The following is a 17,080-nucleotide window of genomic DNA, read 5'->3' as shown; positions in this document are numbered from 1 at the left end:
GGCCGCCCGCGCCGCGTTGCATCATGGGGCGCACGACGCGGGCTTCGATAAGTCTCAGTGTGCGTGCGGCGCCGTATCGAGCGCGCAGCGATGCACCGAGGTTCCCATATCGACCTGCAGCGTGACGTGCTTCATCTCGTAGCGCGCGCGCAGCACTTCCACCATGCCGTCGAGCACGGCGTCGCCGGGGTGGCCGGCAGGCATCACGAGATGCGCGCTCAATGCGTTGCCCGTGGTGGAGAGCGCCCAGATGTGCAGGTCGTGCACATCGGTCACGCCTTCCTGCGCGGCGAGATACACGCGGACGCGCTCCACGTCCACGCCCGCCGGCACCGCCGCGAGCGCGAGCCGCACCGACTCGGTCAGGAGACCCCACGTGCCGTAGACGATCACCAGCACCACGGCAATGCTCATGACCGGGTCGATCCAGTTCCAGCCCATGAAGTAGATCACGAGACCGCTCACGGCCACCGCGGCGGACACGCCCGCGTCGGCGGCCATGTGCATGAAGGCGCCGCGCACGTTGAGGTCGTCCTTGCTGCCCCGCATGAAGAGCCACGCCGAGAATCCATTGACGACCATGCCGATCAGGGCCACGACGAACACGTCGAGGCCCGCCACGGGCGCCGGCGAAACGAGCCGGCCGATCGCTTCGGCGATGATCACGCCGCACGCGACGAGCAGCAGTGCGGCGTTGGCGAGCGAGGCCAGGATCGACGAACTGCCGAAGCCGAACGTGAAGCGCGCCGACGGCCGGCGCTTCGTGAGCCAGATCGCGCCCCAGGCCAGCAGCAGGCCCAGGACGTCGGAGAGATTGTGACCCGCGTCGGCGAGCAGCGCGGTCGAATGGGCGAGTACGCCGTACACCGCCTGCACGACCACGATCGTGACGTTCAGCGCGACGGCCAATGCGAACGCGCGGCCCTGCCCCGCGACAGGCGCGTGATGATGGTGGTGGCCGTGGCCATGACCGTGGCTATGGTCCGCGTGCGCCTGCGGGCCGTGATCGTGGTCATGTCCCTGCTCGTGGTCGTGGCCATGACTGTGCCCGTGGCCGTGTTCATGCTCGTGCGAATGTTTGCTCTCGTCGTCGAGCCACACCGGCGCGTGCTCGTCTTCGCGCTCTTCAGCGGCGCTTCGCGGTTTGCGCGGGTCGTTCATCACACGTGCTCCTGCAGTTCGCCGGCGGGTTCGCTCACGTGTTCGAGCATGCCCGCCAGCATCGTGCTGATATGCAGGTCGGCCGCGGCATAGAACACCTGCTTGCCCTCGCGCTCCGCGCGCACGATGCGCGCTGCGCGCAACAGCCGCAGATGGTGGCTCACGAGCGAAGGCGAAAGCCCGAGCGACTCGGCGATCGCGCCCACAGCAAGCCTGTCCTGCACGCACGCGAGCACAATGCGCAGGCGCGTAGGATCGCCAAGCAGACGAAAGAGGTCGGCGAGCGGGGCGGCGCGCTCGTCGTCGAGAAGCGGTGTCATGATCTTTAATCAAACATATGAATATGTGTTCATACGTTATAAGCTTACAGAAATCTTGTCAAGTCCGGAGTGAGGTCGGCGGAGTATGGGAAAATGCCGCCTTTGCTTCTCTCAAGTCTTGCCCCTTCGGTCATGGAACAGGTTTTTGTCCGCGCATACGCCGCCCATCGCGACGGCCGGCTGGACGACGCCGAGCGCGGTTACCGCGCGACGCTCGCCGCCGACCCGGTGCACGTGGATGCGCTGCATCTGCTCGGCGTGCTGCGGCACCAGCAGGGGCAGCATGCGGAGGCGGCCGACCTCGTGCGCCGCGCGGTGGACCTGCGCCCCGACGACGCAGCGCTCCAGTTGAACCTCGGCAACGCGCTCAAGGCGCTCGGCCAGCTCGAAGCCGCCGTCGAACGCTTTCGCAACGCGCTGACGCTCTCCCCCGCCTTCGCGCTCGCGCACTACAACCTGGGCAACGCCTACGCGGTGCTCGGCCGTCACGAAGACGCCATGTTCTCGTTCGGCCACGCCGTGCGCCTGCAGCCCGGCGACGCCTCCTCGCACAACAATCTGGGCAACGCGTACCACGCTCTCGGCCGCTACACCGAAGCCGCCGATTCGTTCCGCCGGGCCTTGAAGATCCGCCCGGGCCATGCCGGCGCGCACAACAACCTGGGCATGTCGCTGAACGCGCTCGGCGATACGGAAGGCGCGCTCGCGCAATTCCGCGCGGCGCTCGACGTGCAGCCGCGCTTCGTCGCCGCGCACTTCAACTACGCGAATACGCTCGATGCAACCGGGCGCCATGCGCAAGCCGTCGCGGCCTTCGAAGCCGCGCTCGCGCTGCAGCCGCGCTTCGCGCCCGCCCTCTTCGGCCTCGGCAATGCGCTCGTCGCGCTGGGCCGTCACGAAGCGGCGGTCGCTCCGCTCGAACACGTCATCGGCCTCGATCCGAAGTTCGCGCTCGCCTGGCTCGCGCTCGGCACCGCGCATCATGCGCTGGGCCGCCATGAAGCAGCCGTGCGCGCATTCGACGAAGCGCTGCGCGTGCGCCCCGAGCTTGCCGCCGCGCACCTGAACCGCGCGCTCGCCTGGCTCACGACCGGCGACTTCCGCCGCGGTCTGCCCGAATACGAATGGCGTCTCGATCCGGCCGCACGCGATGCGGCTGCACGCGACCCGGTCGAGCGCGACCCGGTCGGGCGCGCCGCGGAGATCGTGCAGCCGGCGTCACAGGCCAACCGGCTGCCGCGCTGGCGCGGCGAGCCGCTCGCGGGCCGCACGCTGCTGATCCAGGCGGAGCAGGGTTTCGGCGATACCCTGCAGTTCGTCCGCTTCGTGCCGCTCGTCGCACAAATGGGCGGGCGCGTCGTGCTGGAAGTGCAGCCTGCGCTGTTGCCGCTCATCGCACCGCTCGCGCAGGCCGCCCGCGTCACGCTGATCGCCCAGGGTATGCCGCAGCCTGCGGCCGATCTGCACTGCCCGCTGCTCTCGCTGCCGCTTGCACTCGGCACGACCTTCGACACCGTGCCCGCACGCACGCCCTACCTCCAGGCGCCCGCGGCCTACCGGCGCAAGTGGCGCGGCTCGCTCGGCGGCCAGGCGAAACGCAAGATCGGCATTGCGTGGTCGGGGCGCATCCAGAAGCAGGAGAACCGTTCGCTGCCGCTCGCCGCGCTCGATCCGCTGTTCGCACTGGAAGGCATCGACTGGATCGTGCTGCAGCCGCAATTGACCGACGCCGAGCATGCCGCGCTCGACGCGCATCCGCACGCGCGCTCGATCCACCGCCCGGGCAGCAAGGTCGCCGATTTCGCCGACACGGCCGCCGTCATCGAACGCCTCGACGCCGTGGTGTCGATCGACACCTCGATCGCGCATCTCGCCGGCGCGCTACACGCGAAGCTGTGGCTGATGCTGCCGTTCGCCGCGGACTGGCGCTGGTTCACCGGCACCGACACGAGCCCCTGGTATCCGCGCGCGCGGCTGGTGCGCCAGCCCCGGCCCGGCGCGTGGGACGAGGTCATCGAAACGGTGGCGCGGGAACTGCGCGACGCCTGACACGACCGGCCCGCCACGCCGGAATCGACGGCACCAAAACAAACAGCCTCGCAGTCGGACACTGCGAGGCTGTTGGCTTTTCCGGCTCGTAGCGCGCCAGGCGGCGCGCCTCGGCTCAAACCGCCTTGTACTGATTGCGCGCTTCGGCCGTGCGGTACAGCACGAGCGTCGCGATCAGGCCGCACACGCCCGCCACACCCATCCACGCACCCGGCGCGGCCTTGTTGCCGCTCACGTGGATCAGATACGTCGAGATGGCCGGCGTGAAGCCGCCGATCGTCGTGGCGAGGCTGTAGGCGAGCGAGAAGCCGGCGGTGCGCACGTCGGCGGGCATCACTTCGGTGAGCGCCACGACCATCGCGCCGTTGTAGCAGCCGTAGAGGAACGAGAGCCACAGCTCGACCATCAGCAGGCGGCCGAACGACGGATCGGCAACAAGCCACTGCACGGCCGGATAAGCCGTGAGGATCGTGAGCACCGTGAAAGCAAGCAGCACCGGACGGCGGCCGATACGATCCGACACGGCGCCCGACACGGGCAGCCAGAACAGATTGGAGAGGCCGATACAGACCGTCACGATGAGCGTATCGACTTCGTCGAGCTTGAGCACTTCCTTGCCGAAGGTCGGCGTGTAGGCCGTGATCATGTAGAACGACACGGTGGTCATGATGACCATGCCCATGCCGCCCAGCACGACGCCCCAGTTCTGGATCATCGAGCTCATGATCTCGCTGATCGAAGGACGGTGCTTCTTCTTCGCGAACTCTTCGGTTTCCTGCAGCGAACGGCGGATGAAGAACAGGAACGGCACGATGCAGCAGCCGATGATGAACGGCACGCGCCAGCCCCACGAGGTCATCTCTTCAACCGGCAGGATGCGGTGCAGCGAAACGCCGAGCAGCGCGGCGAACACCACCGCCACTTGCTGGCTGCCCGACTGCCACGACACGTAGAAGCCCTTGTTGCCCCTGGTCGCGATTTCCGAGAGATAAACCGAGACGCCGCCCAGTTCCACGCCCGCGGAAAAGCCCTGCAACAGGCGCCCGCACAGCACGAGCACGGGCGCGAGGAAGCCGATGGTGGCATAGCCCGGGACGGCGGCGACGGCGAGCGTGCCGAGCGCCATGAGACCGAGCGTGAGGATGAGGCCCTTGCGGCGGCCGTGGTGATCGATGTACGCGCCGAGGACGATCGCGCCGAGCGGCCGCACGAGGAAGCCCGCGCCGAACACCGTAAGCGCCAGCATCAGCGAAGCGAACGAGTTGTTGCTGGGGAAGTAGGTCTTGGCGATGGCCGAGGCGTAGTAGCCATAGACCATGAAGTCGTACATTTCCAGGAAATTGCCGCTCGTGACGCGGAACACGGTCCGGGCTTTGGATTCGCTGGAAGCAGCGTGAGACGCGGTTGACATGACGTCCTCTGTGGAGACGTCCGCCGCGCCGTGACCGGCTGGGCAGACAGTGAAACAGGAAACCCGCCGGGGGCGATGGGCGCCGCCGGGCGTGCCCGGGCGGGCGGTCATTATGCTGCCCATGTGTGGCACCATATATCAGGGTATTACCTGAGGGCACGCTGTCAATGGTGACGAATCCCGCCCCGGCCCTGACCATCGACGGCGAATCGACGACGAATCGACGGCGAATTCACCGCAGGCACCGCGTCGGTGCGCTTAATCGGTGCGCTTATCGTGCAAAATAAAGCGCATGCGGCCACGCCCTGGCCCTGCGCTTTCCTATCCCCCGTTCATCGCATGTCCACCGCCACCCGTCTCACGCTACGTCCGGCCACTGCGGCCGATGCCCCGCTGATCGCCGCCATGCACACGGCCAGTTGGCAAGCCACGTATCGCGGCTTGCTGCCTGCCGCGTTTCTCGAACGTGAAGTCGGCGGCGAGCGCTCGGCCTGGTGGCGCGCCCGCATGGAAGCCCCCGGCGGCGACCGGCGCCTCGTGCTGATCGCCGAACTCGACGAGCAGACGCCCGTGGGTTTCGTCTGCGTCGAGCATCAGCCGGATTCGCCTTGGGGTGTGCTGCTCGACAACCTGCATGCGCTGCCGGCTCACCAGGGGGTCGGCGTCGGCAAACGGCTGATGCAGGCCGCGCAGGACTGGGCGCGTTCGCTCGGCGAGACCCAGCTCTATCTGTATGTTCTCGAAGGCAACGCACCCGCCATCGCGTTTTACGAACGCCAGGGCTGGGCCTTCTCCGGCGCGGAACCGGACCAGATGGGCGGCGTGGATATCACCGCGTTGCGCTATGTGTTCCGGCTCGATACAGCTTGAGGGCGCAACGTCCATGAGTTCTTCATATAGTTCTTCATATCGGCCGGTGCGCTGAAGCCGCCGGATACCCCTTCATCATCCCGTTCCAGCACTCTCGGCAAACGGGATGAATCCGGAATACCAGGCAGCGGCAGCGAATCAGCAGCGGCACGCTAAAAGCGTGACTAGAAGCGTGACTAAAAGCGCGTCTCGCGCGCGGAGCGCAGGAAAGCGTCGAGAAGCGGCGTGCAGTCGAGCAGTTCCGGTCCGCCCGCACGATGGAACTCCGGGTGCCATTGCACGCCCACCACGAACGGCGCACGGCGGTAGCGAACGGCCTCGATCAGGCCGTCGCCCGCCGAGACCGCTTCGATCGTCAGGTCGCGGCCCAGGTTCTTCACCGCCTGGTGATGGATGGAGTTGACGATCGCCTCGCGCCGCCCCGGAAACATGCTGGCAAACGACGAGCCCTCGGGGAAGGTGATCGCGTGGCGGTGCTGGTCGTAGCGCTCGCTCACGTGCACGCCGGCTGTGGGAACGTCGCTGGCGATATCCTGGTAGAGCGTGCCGCCGAATGCCACGTTGATCAACTGGCAGCCCCGGCACACGCCCAGCACCGGCTTGCCCGATTCGACGAACTCGTGCAGCAGTTCGAGTTCGTACATGTCGCGCACGCGGTCGCCCGGCCATTCGGGGCGCGCGGAAACTTCCGCGTAGGTCTGCGGCGAGACGTCGGCGCCGCCTTGCAGCAGCAGGCCGTCGAGGTGCCGCGCATAGTCGCGCAGACGGATATTGCTCGGATGCAGCATGCCCTGGTGGCCAACGGTCGGGATCATGAACACGATCACGTCGCGCGACATGGCCCAGTGCGCAATCGACTCCTCGAGGTATTGCAGCGTCTTGCCGCGCAACCCCATGGCGCCGGGCTCCGGATGGAAAATACGCGCCGATACGCCAATGCGCAGGGTGCGCTGCGTGATCCGCTGCCCCGCGCGGTCGAACAACTGACGGGCGCGCGCCGCGATGATGCGCCCCAGCACCGACCACGCCGAATCGTTCGCATGCAGATAGCGCGGCGGATTCGGCGGCAAGGCGTTGGGCGGCGGCGGGTTCTGGGCGCTGAAGTCCGGCGCCTGCCCGAAACCCGCAGGCGCCGCACCCGGCCTCGCCGTGCCCGTGCCCGTGCTTTGGCCGGGGTCGCGGGAAAGTTCGGCGGCGGCCTCGGGCTGCTCTGCCGCGCGCGACACTGCCTCGGGCGCCTCGGGGGCCCCAGCTTCGGGCGTCACCGTCGAGGCGCTTTGAGGCGCATCGGTCGATGCGCGCTGCGCCACTGCCCTTTCCGCGGCGGCGGCCACGGTCCCTTCAACGGATGAAGCAGAGGCGGGAGAAGGAGAAGTCACCCCGGAGGGGCTGGCAGAAACGTGGGCGGGAGAGGCGCCGGGCGATCCGGCGTCGGAGGGACGGTCGGCGCCGTCGGAAACCTCGGGGCGATCGGTATTGTTTTCGCTCATGACGTGGGGTCGGGGCACGCGGGGGTGCGAACGATGAACATGAACCGATTATCCTTCGGCCCGGGAGGCGCCGCCAAGCCCCCAGCACAATTCGTCACTGATTGTCACAATCGCGGTCCCGCCCGTCACGCATCGGGCCGCTCTTCGAAGGTCTCGCGCAGCGCAATCTGCATCGAGGCGTGGATCTTCACGCACCAGCGCCACAGCAGCATCGTGAGCGCGGCCGCGCCCACCAGCACGCCGATCAGGTAACCCGTGGGCGGCAAAATCGTCCCCGAAAGCCCCGCCACCAGCAGGAACACCCCCACCATCGCCAGCACGGGCACGACCTCGGCAATCGCGTGACGCAGCGCGCGCGTGAAGCGCCCGGCCTTTTCGGGCTGCACGCTCACCTCGGCGAGCAGCAGGGCAAGCGATTGCGTCTTGCGCCACACGGCCACGAGAAACGGCATGGCCAGCAGGAGCGCCCCGCTCCACAGCACGACCCGCTGGATGCGCTCGTCCGGAATCCAGGCCGCCAGCATCGGCCCGGCATGGCGCGCACCGTACGACACGCCGATGAAGATTGCCGAAACCAGCGCGAGGTTCACCGCGATCTGCACCATGATGCGCCGCGTGAGCGTGAAGAACGTGGGCCCCGAAGCGCGCGGCATCAGGCAGCGCAGCCACTGGCCATAGAGCCCGAAGACGTTCGAGACGGCAGGCGGCATCGCTTGCGCGAGCCGCTGCGAGAGCGGATCGGCAAAGCGGATCAGATAAGGCGTGGTGAGCGTGGTGATGGCGGAAACGGCCACCGCAACCGGATAGAGGAAGCCGCTCGTCACCTTGAGCGTGAGGCCGAGCGAGGCGATGATGAAGGAGAACTCGCCGATCTGCGAGACGGTCATGCCCACGCGCATCGACGTGCGGCCGTCGCGGCCCGCGAGAAACGTGCCGAGGCCGCACGAAACGAGCTTGCCGAGGATCACGGCCACCGAGATCACGGCGATGGGCCACGCATAGTCCACGAGCACGAGCGGGTTGAGCATGAGCCCGATCGTCACGAAGAAGATGGCCGAAAACGCGTCGCGCAGCGGCGCGACCAGATGCTCGATGCGGTGCAGATGCCGCGATTCGGCCATGACGGCACCGATCAGAAAAGCGCCGAGCGCGATCGAATAGTCGAGCTTCACGACCAGCAGGCAGAACCCGAAGCAAAAGCCGAGCACGGAGACGAGCAGCATCTCGTCGCTGCCCACGCGCGCCACGTAGCCAAGCACGCGCGGCACGATCAGGATGCCCGCCAGCAGCGAAACGAGCATGAAGAGCAGCAGCTTGCCGAGCGTGACGAACGCAATGCCCGGCGAGAGCTCGCCCGTCTGCGCGATGCCGCCGAGCAGCACGAGCATGGCGATGCCGAGGATGTCCTCGACGATCAGGATGCCGAACACGAGCTGCGCAAACGGCTCGCGCTTCACGCCAAGGTCGGAGAGCGCCTTGACGATGATCGTGGTGGACGAAATGGCGAGAATCGCGCCGAGAAAAAGCGCATCCATCGCGCTCCAGCCGAACGCGCGGCCGATCTCGTAGCCGATCCACAGCATCAGCACGATTTCCGAAAGGGCCGCGACAATCGCCGTCACACCCACCTGAAAGAGCTTCTTGAGGCTGAACTCGAGCCCGAGCGAGAACATCAGGAACACCACGCCCAGTTCGCCGAGCGTCTGGATGGTCTGCTCGTCGTGGATGAGCTGGAAGGGCGGCGTGTAGGGGCCGATGATCACGCCGGCCGCGATGTAGCCGAGCACCACCGGCTGCTTCAGGCGATGGAACAGCACCGTGACGACACCGGCGAGCGCCATCACGACTGCCAGATCCTGAATGAAGCCGATTCCTTGATGCATGCGCGAAAATCCTTACAGATTACTGTCAGCTTCAGATATTACCTGATGCGCGCGCCGATCCCAATTACGCTACGGCCGAACGCCGGGCCTACAATGATGTGTCCCTTGCCGGGGCCGCTGGCTTGCCGCCGCTCGCGGCCCGCAGTCCGCAGTCGCTAACCGCCACCGCCGCCGCCCATCGCCATGACCACCGACTTCACGCCCTTCGCCCCCCTCGCCCAGCTTGCCGCCGATCTGGCCTCGGGCCGCACGACGAGCCGGGCGCTTGTCGAGACCGCGCTCGAACGCATCGCTGATCCGGCCGGCCAGGGCGCCGTCGTGTTCACGCACGTCGATGCGGCCCGCGCGCGCGCCGCCGCCGACGCCCACGACCGCCTGCGCGCCGCCGGCACCGTGCTCTCCCCGCTCGCGGGCGTGCCCGTGTCGGTCAAGGACCTGTTCGACGTGGAGGGCGAGGTCACGCGCGCGGGCTCCACGGCGCTCGCGAGCGCCCCGCCCGCCCAGGCCGACGCCGTGGCGGTCGCGCGCCTGCGCCATGCGGGCGCGGTGCTGGTCGGGCGCACCAATATGAGCGAGTTCGCGTTTTCGGGGCTCGGGCTCAATCCGCACTACGGCACGCCGCTCTCGCCGTACCGGCGCGGCGCGGAGGGCGACGCCCGGGTTGCGGGCGGCTCGTCGTCGGGCGCGGCGGCCTCGGTGGCCGACGGCATGGCCGCCGTCGCGCTCGGCACCGACACCGGCGGCTCCATCCGCATCCCGGCCGCGTTCTGCGGCCTCACGGGCTTCAAGCCCACCGCCGCGCGCATTCCGAAGACGGGCGGCGTGCCGCTGTCGCCCACGCTCGACTCGTTCGGGCCGATCGGCAACAGCGTGGCCTGCTGCGCGCTCACGGACCGCCTGCTCGCCGGGCTCGCCCCGCACGTGCCGGCGGCGCGGCATCTGGAAGGCGTGCGCCTCGGCGTCCTCACCCATTACGTGACGGACGACATGGAGCCCGAGGTGGCCGACACGATCGACGCCGCTCTCCGGCATCTCGACGCCGCGGGCGCAATCGTGAACGAGGTGAGATTCGGCGCGCTCGACCGCCTGCCGGAAATCAACCGCTACGGCTTCTCGCCGATCGAGGCGTACGCCTGGCACCGGGAGCTGATCGCCCGCCATCGCGACGACTACGACCCGCGCGTGCTCACGCGCATCCTGAAAGGCGAACCGGCGCGCGCCTGCGACTACCTGGATCTGATCGCGGCGCGCGCGGCCGTGCTCGCAGAGGCCGAGGCCACGCTGTGGTCGCGCTTCGACGCCGTGGTCGCGCCGACCGTGCCGATCGCGCCGCCGCGCGTGGCGCCGCTCGCGGCCGACGACACCGCGTTCGCGCACACCAACGCGCTCGTGCTGCGCAACCCGAGCGCCTTCAACTTCCTCGACGCGTGCGCGCTGTCGCTGCCGTGCCATCGCCACGGCGCGGCGCCGGTGGGGCTGATGCTCGTGGGCGCGCCCTACGCCGACGACACGCTCCTCGCCATCGGCCGCGGCGTGGAGGCGGTGCTCGCGCCCTTGCGTTGAGCCTCCGCCAGCAAGCCGCCCAGTCTTGCACCCCGGCGAGCGGGACTATCCGGCCTCAGCGCCTGGCGGCGCAGGGGGCGCCCAGGCCACCGGGGCCGCCAGTGCCATACAGCACAAGACAGCGCCGTCCCGCGGCAATCCCATGCGCCGCGGATCCGCGGCGGCGCGGCGCACGTCCTTCGCGCTAGAATCGCGGACACGCCGTTGCAGCCCCTGCTGCATCTCCAAACCGAACAACCGAGCGACATGAACGACGATAACGCGCTACTGCGCCGCGAGCGCCGCCTGCTGGTCCTCCTCGCCCTGATCTGCCTGGCCCTCGTGGGCGGCGCGCTCTACCTGCAATACGCCGAGCACGAAGATCCGTGTCCGTTGTGCATTCTCCAGCGCTACTTCTTCGTGCTGATCGCAATCTTCGCGTTCCTCGGCGCGCGCCTCACCAGCTGGCGCGGCGTGCGGCTGCTCGAACTGCTCGCCGTGCTCTCGGCCGCGGGCGGCATCGTCGCCGCGGCCAAGCTCGTGTGGGTGCAGGCCTTCCCGAGCTTCAGCTGCGGCTTCGACACACTGCAACCGGTTGTCGACGGTCTGCCGCCCGCGCACTGGCTGCCGGGCGTCTTCAAGGTCCAGGGCCTGTGCGAAACCGTCTATCCGCCGATTCTCGGCGTTTCGATGCCCGCCTGGTCGCTCATCGCGTTCCTCTGCATCTTCGTGGTCCTTGCCTACAGCCTGTGGCGCAATCGCCGCCGCCAGGTGTCGTGGCCGGGCATCCGGCGCTGATCGGCCCGCTTCGGCACTCCCCGGCTCACGCCCTCCCCATTCGACCTGCGCCCCGCGACGGCATTGCCGAAGCGGGGCGCAGCGCTTCTGAGCGCCCGCTCCATCGTCTTTCGGCCGTCAAAGGGCCGGAGCACGACGCCGCTGTCATGACGACGGCGTGATAACCCCCATCATCCGCAGGGAATACTTTCCTGAGGCGAGCAGTGCTATCTTCGGAACTGGATGGCGATCTACGTGCGCGAGGCCGGCTTTGGCACGCCCCTGCGCGTAACGCGCGCCTGATCCGCAATGTCTCCCAGGTTCACCATGACAACGCAAACCATCCGATTCCTTCGCCGGGCCACCGTGCACGAAGTGCGCGATGTGCCGCTCACGCGCACGGTGCTGCAGCACTTGCGCGAGGATCTGCATGCCTGCGGCACCAAGGAAGGCTGTGCGGAAGGCGATTGCGGCGCGTGTACCGTGGTGCTCGGGGAGCTCGACAGCGACGGGCAGCTCGCGCTCAAGGCCGTCAACGCCTGCATCCAGTTCCTGCCCACGCTCGACGGCCGCGCGCTCTTCACGGTGGAAGACCTGCGCGGCCCGGACGGCGCGCTTCACCCCGTCCAGCAAGCCCTCGTCGATTGCCATGCCTCGCAGTGCGGCTTCTGCACGCCGGGCTTCGTCATGTCGCTCTGGGCGCTCTACGAGCACCAGAGCGCCAGCGCCGGCCTGCCCACGCGCGACGAGATCAACCAGGCCCTCTCGGGCAATCTGTGCCGCTGCACCGGCTACCGGCCCATCGTCGATGCCGCGCAGCGCATGTTCGACTACGCCGCTTATCCGCGCGCCGCCTTCGACCGGGCCGGCATCGAAGACGCGCTGCGCGCGCTCGCGCGACCCGGCACCTTCGAATACCGCTCCAGCCGGCCCGCCGACGGCGAGGCCACGTTCTACGCACCGCGCACGCTGGCCGACTTCGCCGCGCTGCGCGCGAAACTTCCCGAGGCGCGCGTGCTGGCCGGCAGCACCGACGTCGGCCTGTGGGTCACCAAGCAGTTCCGCGAACTGGGCGACCTGATCTACACCGGCAACGTGGCCGAACTGCGCGCCATCGCATGCGATGCCGAATCGCTCACGATCGGCGCGGCCGTGCCGCTCGAAGAAGCGTACGCGGCACTGGCCGTCGATTACCCCGAGCTCGCCGAGCTTTGGGCGCGCTTTGCTTCGCTGCCGATCCGCAATGCCGGAACGCTGGGCGGCAACGTTGCGAACGGTTCGCCCATCGGCGATTCGATGCCGGCCCTCCTCGCCCTCGACGCCGAGGTCCTGCTGCGCCGCGCGAGCCAGGTGCGCGCCCTGCCGCTTGCCGCCTTCTACACCGGCTACCAGAAGAACGCGCTCGAGCCGGGCGAATTCGTCGAGGCGATCCGCGTGCCGCGCCCCGCGCCCACGCTGCGCTTTCGCACCTACAAGATTTCGAAGCGCTACGACCAGGACATCTCGGCGGTGTGCGCGGCATTCGCGCTCGAAATCGACGAAGACGGCGTCATCGGGAACGCGCGCGTGGCGTTCGGCGGCATGGCCGCCACGCCCGCACGGGCCGCGCGCGCCGAGGCCGCGCTCAACGGCGCACGCTGGGACGAAGCGACGGCGCAGCGCGCGATGGCGGCGCTCGGCGCCGACTACCAGCCGCTCTCCGACCTGCGCGCGAGCGCCGCGTACCGCGTGAAGGTCGCGCGCAATCTGCTGTGGCGCTGCTGGCTGGAGACGCGCGACGAAGCCCCGCTCGCGCTGTGCGACGTGAACGCCTTCGCCTTCACGGCCGAAGACGGCGAGGACCAGGACGCGGCGCTTGCGGGAGAGACATCGTGAACCGCCAGTCCGATCCGTTCGTCGCGCCAACGGCGGCGCATTCCCTGCACCCGGTGCATTCGGCGCATTCGGCGCATTCGGCACTGGGCGCCTCGCTCCCGCACGAATCCGCCGAACTGCACGTGAGCGGCGAAGCGCGCTACACCGACGACATCCCCGAGGTGCAAGGCACGCTGCACGCCGCGCTCGGCCTCTCGCGCCTCGCGCATGCGCGCATCGTCTCGCTCGATCTGCGCCGCGTGCGCGAAGCGCCGGGCGTGATCGCGGTGCTCTGCGCGGCCGACATCCCCGGCGAGAACAACTGCGGCCCCGTGCTGCACGACGATCCGGTGCTCGCGGACGGCATCGTGCAGTACCTCGGCCAGCCCGTCTTCGCCGTGATCGCCACGAACCACGATCTGGCGCGCCGCGCGGCCGCGCTCGCCGCCCGCGACGACGTGGTGCGCTACGCGCCGCTCGACCCCGTGCTCTCGATCGCCGAAGCCCGCGCACAGCGGCATTACGTGCTGCCGCCGCTGCATCTGGCGCGCGGCGCGCCTGCCGAACGGATCGCGGCGGCACCGCACCGCATTGCCGGCACGTTCGAAGTGGGCGGACAGGAACAGTTCTACCTGGAAGGCCAGGTCGCCTACGCGCTGCCGCAGGAGCAGGACGGCATGCTCGTCTACAGTTCGACGCAGCATCCGGCCGAAATGCAGCAACTGGTCGCTCATCTGCTCGACTGGCCCGCGCATCGCGTGGCGTGCGAATGCCGGCGCATGGGCGGCGGCTTCGGCGGCAAGGAATCGCAGTCGGCGCTCTTCGTCTGCGTGGCGGCGCTCGCGGCTCACAAGACCGGCCGCCCGGTGAAGCTGCGCGCGGATCGCGACGACGACTTCATGATCACCGGCAAGCGTCACGACGCGCGCTACGAATACGAAGCGGGCTTCGACGACGAGGGGCGCCTTCTCGGCGCACGCGTGGAAATCGCGCTGCGCGCGGGCTATTCGGCCGACCTCTCCGGCGCGGTCGCCACGCGCGCGGTCTGCCACTTCGACAACGCCTACTATCTCTCCGACGTCGATATCGTCGCGCTCTGCTGCAAGACGAACACGCAGTCGAACACCGCGTTCCGCGGCTTCGGCGGCCCGCAGGGCGCACTCGTGATGGAGGTGATGCTCGACGGCATCGCCAGGCAGTTGAACCGCGATCCGCTCGACGTGCGCCGCGTGAACTACTACGGCGTCGGCGAACGCGACGTGACGCCTTACGGCCAGCGCGTCGAGGACAACGTGCTCGCGCCGCTCACCGACGCCCTGCTCGCATCGAGCCGCTATCGCGAAAGGCGCGCCGCGCTCGCCGGCTGGAACCGCACGAGCCCGGTGCTCAAGCGCGGCATTGCGATCACGCCGGTCAAGTTCGGCATTTCGTTCAACGTGCCGCACCTGAACCAGGCGGGCGCCCTCGTGCACGTGTATCGCGACGGCTCGGTGCTCGTGAATCACGGCGGCACCGAGATGGGCCAGGGGCTCAACACCAAGGTCGCGCAGGTGGTGGCGGGCACGTTCGGGCTGCCGCTCGCACGCGTGCGGGTGAGCGCCACCGATACGGCGAAGGTAGCCAATACTTCCGCGACCGCCGCCTCCACGGGCAGCGACCTCAACGGCAAGGCTGCCGAAGACGCCGCGCTGACCATTCGCGCGCGCCTCGCCGGCCTCGCCGCCGCGCTGTACGGCGGCGCGCCCGAGGCCGTAGCGTTCGAAGACGGCACGGTGCGGGTGAACGGCGCCTCGGTGCCGTTCGGGGAGTTCGTCGAGCGCGCCTATCTTCAGCGCGTCCAGCTTGGGTCGGACGGCTTCTACGCGACGCCGAAAGTCCACTGGGATGCGCGCACGCTCACGGGCCACCCGTTCTACTACTTCGCCTATGGCGCGGCGGTGTCGGAGGTGGTCGTCGATACGCTCACGGGCGAATGGAAACTCGTGCGCGCGGACCTGCTGCACGACGCCGGCCAGTCGATCAACCCGGCCATCGACATCGGCCAGGTGGAAGGCGCGTTCATTCAGGGCATGGGCTGGCTCACCACCGAGGAACTCTGGTGGAACCGCGACGGGCGCCTGATGACGCACGCGCCCTCCACCTACAAGATCCCGGCGATCAGCGATACGCCCGCCGCGTTCACGACCCGGCTCTTCCGCAACGACAACGCCGAGCCCACCGTATTCCGCTCGAAGGCCGTGGGCGAGCCGCCGCTGCTGCTGCCGTTCTCGGTCTTTCTCGCGATACGCGACGCCGTTGGCGCGGCGGTGCCCGAAGCACGCGTGGCGGCGCCGTTGCGCGCGCCCGCCACGCCCGAAGCGATACTCGATGCGATCGAGGCGCTGCGCGCCGAGGCGGCGCCGCTCGCGCCGGACGCAGCGGCAGCAGGTCCGGCGGGCGGTCATGCGGCCGCTCCGCCGGTGCCCGCGGCAGCACGCCGCGAGCCGGCGGATTGAAGAGACTGACGAGAGATTGACGAAATAGAGGCTTGGCGCGCCGCGCGAAGCCGCGAAGATCAACCGGCGGCATGCCCTGCGTGCCGCCCGAAGTACGGAGAACCGCCAGATGCAAGCCTGGCTCACCGATCTGCAGCAACTGCTCGCGCACGGCGACGCCGCCGTGCTCGTGACGGTTGCGCGCGTCGAAGGATCGGCGCCGCGCGAAGCCGGCACGAAGATGATCGTGACGCGCGAAGCCGCGCGCCACACGATCGGCGGCGGCCACCTCGAATGGAAGGCCATCGAGATCGCGCGCCAGGTGCTGCGCGACGGCATGCGCGCACCGCACCTGCGGCGCCTCGAACGCCTCGCGCTCGGCCCGAGCCTCGGCCAGTGCTGCGGCGGCGCGGTCGTGCTCGCGTTCGAGCGGCTCGACGTGGGCGACCTCGGCTGGCTCGCCACGCTGGCACGGCGCCTCGCGGCCGGCGCTTCGACGGTGCGTAGCGTATCATTCCGGTCCTCGCGGATTGGGAACGGGAGCCCGAATCGAGCAAACAGCGCGGCAAGCGGCGCACCAACGGCAAGCCCCGTAGCCGGCGACCCGGTGATGCTCTCCGAGCCGGAACCGGGCGTCGAAGCGCCCGACTGCCTGCTCTGGGACGCCCGGGACGGCGAAGGCGGCGCCCTGCTCACCGAGACCATCGCGCCCAACGACTTCCCCGTCGTGCTGTTCGGCGCGGGGCACGTGGGCGCAGCGCTGGTACGCGTGCTCGGCACGCTGCCGTGCCGGGTGCGCTGGGTGGACGAACGCGATGCCGCGTTTCCTTCGCCCGAGGCCTTTGCCGCGCTCGCCGCGCCCAATGTCGAAATCGACGCGAACGACGCCCCCGACGAAGCCGTCGATACCGCCCTGCCCGGCACGAGCTTCATCGTGATGACGCACGATCATTCGCGCGACCTCGAACTCGCCGAGCGCATCCTGCGCCGCGGCGACTTCGTGTTCTTCGGCATGATCGGCTCGCACACGAAGCGCAAGCAGTTCGAGCACCGGCTCGCCGCGCGCGGCATCGATCCGCTGCAGATCGCGCGGATGAAGTGCCCGCTCGGCGTGGACGGCATCGTCGACAAGTCGCCCGAAGTCATCGCGATCTCGGCCGCCGCGCAGCTCCTGCAGGCAATCGAGGCGCATGCGGCGCTCGCCGTCGCCCATTCCGCGTGATGTCACCTACCCACGGACCGACCCAAC

General features: G+C 68.9%; 12 protein-coding genes. 7 read left to right on the top strand and 5 right to left on the bottom strand.

Features of this window, described 5'->3' with window-relative positions:
• Positions 1 to 54: 54 nt before the first annotated feature.
• Together BFE01S_RS18420 and BFE01S_RS18415 are read right to left on the bottom strand one after the other, a co-directional pair.
• On the bottom strand, positions 55 to 1,161 hold the full coding sequence (locus BFE01S_RS18420; protein ID WP_028226765.1) for a cation diffusion facilitator family transporter: 1,107 nt from the start codon (positions 1,159 to 1,161) through the stop codon (positions 55 to 57).
• Positions 1,161 to 1,481, bottom strand: coding sequence for an ArsR/SmtB family transcription factor (locus BFE01S_RS18415; RefSeq protein ID WP_042337924.1), 321 nt, complete (start codon positions 1,479 to 1,481; stop codon positions 1,161 to 1,163). Before BFE01S_RS18415 ends, BFE01S_RS18420 begins: the two co-directional genes overlap by 1 nt.
• Before the next feature lie 132 nt (positions 1,482 to 1,613).
• On the opposite strand from BFE01S_RS18415, the gene BFE01S_RS18410 reads away from it, so the two are divergent.
• Entirely contained in the window at positions 1,614 to 3,530 is a 1,917-nt protein-coding gene (locus BFE01S_RS18410) for a tetratricopeptide repeat protein (protein ID WP_028226763.1), read from the top strand.
• Positions 3,531 to 3,645: 115 nt separating this feature from the next.
• Here BFE01S_RS18410 and tcuC read toward each other — a convergent pair whose 3' ends face one another.
• Positions 3,646 to 4,941 (bottom strand): MFS transporter, encoded by a 1,296-nt coding sequence (gene tcuC, locus BFE01S_RS18405; RefSeq protein ID WP_028226762.1) that lies wholly within the window; start codon positions 4,939 to 4,941, stop codon positions 3,646 to 3,648.
• A 339-nt stretch (positions 4,942 to 5,280) separates the two neighbouring features.
• Here tcuC and BFE01S_RS18400 point away from each other — a divergent pair, with 339 nt between their 5' ends.
• The gene (locus BFE01S_RS18400; RefSeq protein WP_028226761.1) at positions 5,281 to 5,811 is read left to right on the top strand and encodes a GNAT family N-acetyltransferase; all 531 of its coding nucleotides are present in this window, start codon (positions 5,281 to 5,283) and stop codon (positions 5,809 to 5,811) included.
• 176 nt (positions 5,812 to 5,987) lie between these two features.
• Here the strand turns inward: BFE01S_RS18400 and BFE01S_RS18395 are convergent, their stop codons facing one another.
• Together BFE01S_RS18395 and BFE01S_RS18390 are read right to left on the bottom strand one after the other, a co-directional pair.
• Entirely contained in the window at positions 5,988 to 7,301 is a 1,314-nt protein-coding gene (locus BFE01S_RS18395) for a gamma-glutamyl-gamma-aminobutyrate hydrolase family protein (protein WP_028226760.1), read from the bottom strand.
• A gap of 125 nt (positions 7,302 to 7,426) precedes the next feature.
• Positions 7,427 to 9,184 (bottom strand): cation:proton antiporter, encoded by a 1,758-nt coding sequence (locus BFE01S_RS18390; RefSeq protein ID WP_028226759.1) that lies wholly within the window; start codon positions 9,182 to 9,184, stop codon positions 7,427 to 7,429.
• Positions 9,185 to 9,367: 183 nt separating this feature from the next.
• On the opposite strand from BFE01S_RS18390, the gene BFE01S_RS18385 reads away from it, so the two are divergent.
• From BFE01S_RS18385 to xdhC, 5 genes are all read left to right on the top strand, one after another.
• Complete coding sequence (locus tag BFE01S_RS18385) at positions 9,368 to 10,747, top strand: amidase (protein ID WP_028226758.1); 1,380 nt, start codon at positions 9,368 to 9,370, stop codon at positions 10,745 to 10,747.
• 246 nt (positions 10,748 to 10,993) lie between these two features.
• Complete coding sequence (locus BFE01S_RS18380; protein WP_028226757.1) at positions 10,994 to 11,524, top strand: disulfide bond formation protein B; 531 nt, start codon at positions 10,994 to 10,996, stop codon at positions 11,522 to 11,524.
• A 306-nt stretch (positions 11,525 to 11,830) separates the two neighbouring features.
• A complete protein-coding gene (xdhA, locus tag BFE01S_RS18375) occupies positions 11,831 to 13,378 on the top strand; it encodes a xanthine dehydrogenase small subunit (protein WP_028226756.1) in 1,548 nt (515 codons plus the stop codon).
• 53 nt (positions 13,379 to 13,431) lie between these two features.
• Positions 13,432 to 15,852, top strand: coding sequence for a xanthine dehydrogenase molybdopterin binding subunit (xdhB, locus tag BFE01S_RS39240; protein WP_245621140.1), 2,421 nt, complete (start codon positions 13,432 to 13,434; stop codon positions 15,850 to 15,852).
• Positions 15,853 to 15,961: 109 nt separating this feature from the next.
• Positions 15,962 to 17,053: a xanthine dehydrogenase accessory protein XdhC gene (xdhC, locus tag BFE01S_RS18365; RefSeq protein ID WP_028226755.1), complete on the top strand. Its 1,092-nt coding sequence runs from the start codon at positions 15,962 to 15,964 to the stop codon at positions 17,051 to 17,053.
• Positions 17,054 to 17,080 lie beyond the last annotated feature (27 nt).

It is taken from the genome of Paraburkholderia ferrariae NBRC 106233 (assembly GCF_000685035.1).
GTDB lineage: Bacteria > Pseudomonadota > Gammaproteobacteria > Burkholderiales > Burkholderiaceae > Paraburkholderia > Paraburkholderia ferrariae.
This window is presented reverse-complemented; position numbering and strand designations above follow the sequence as displayed.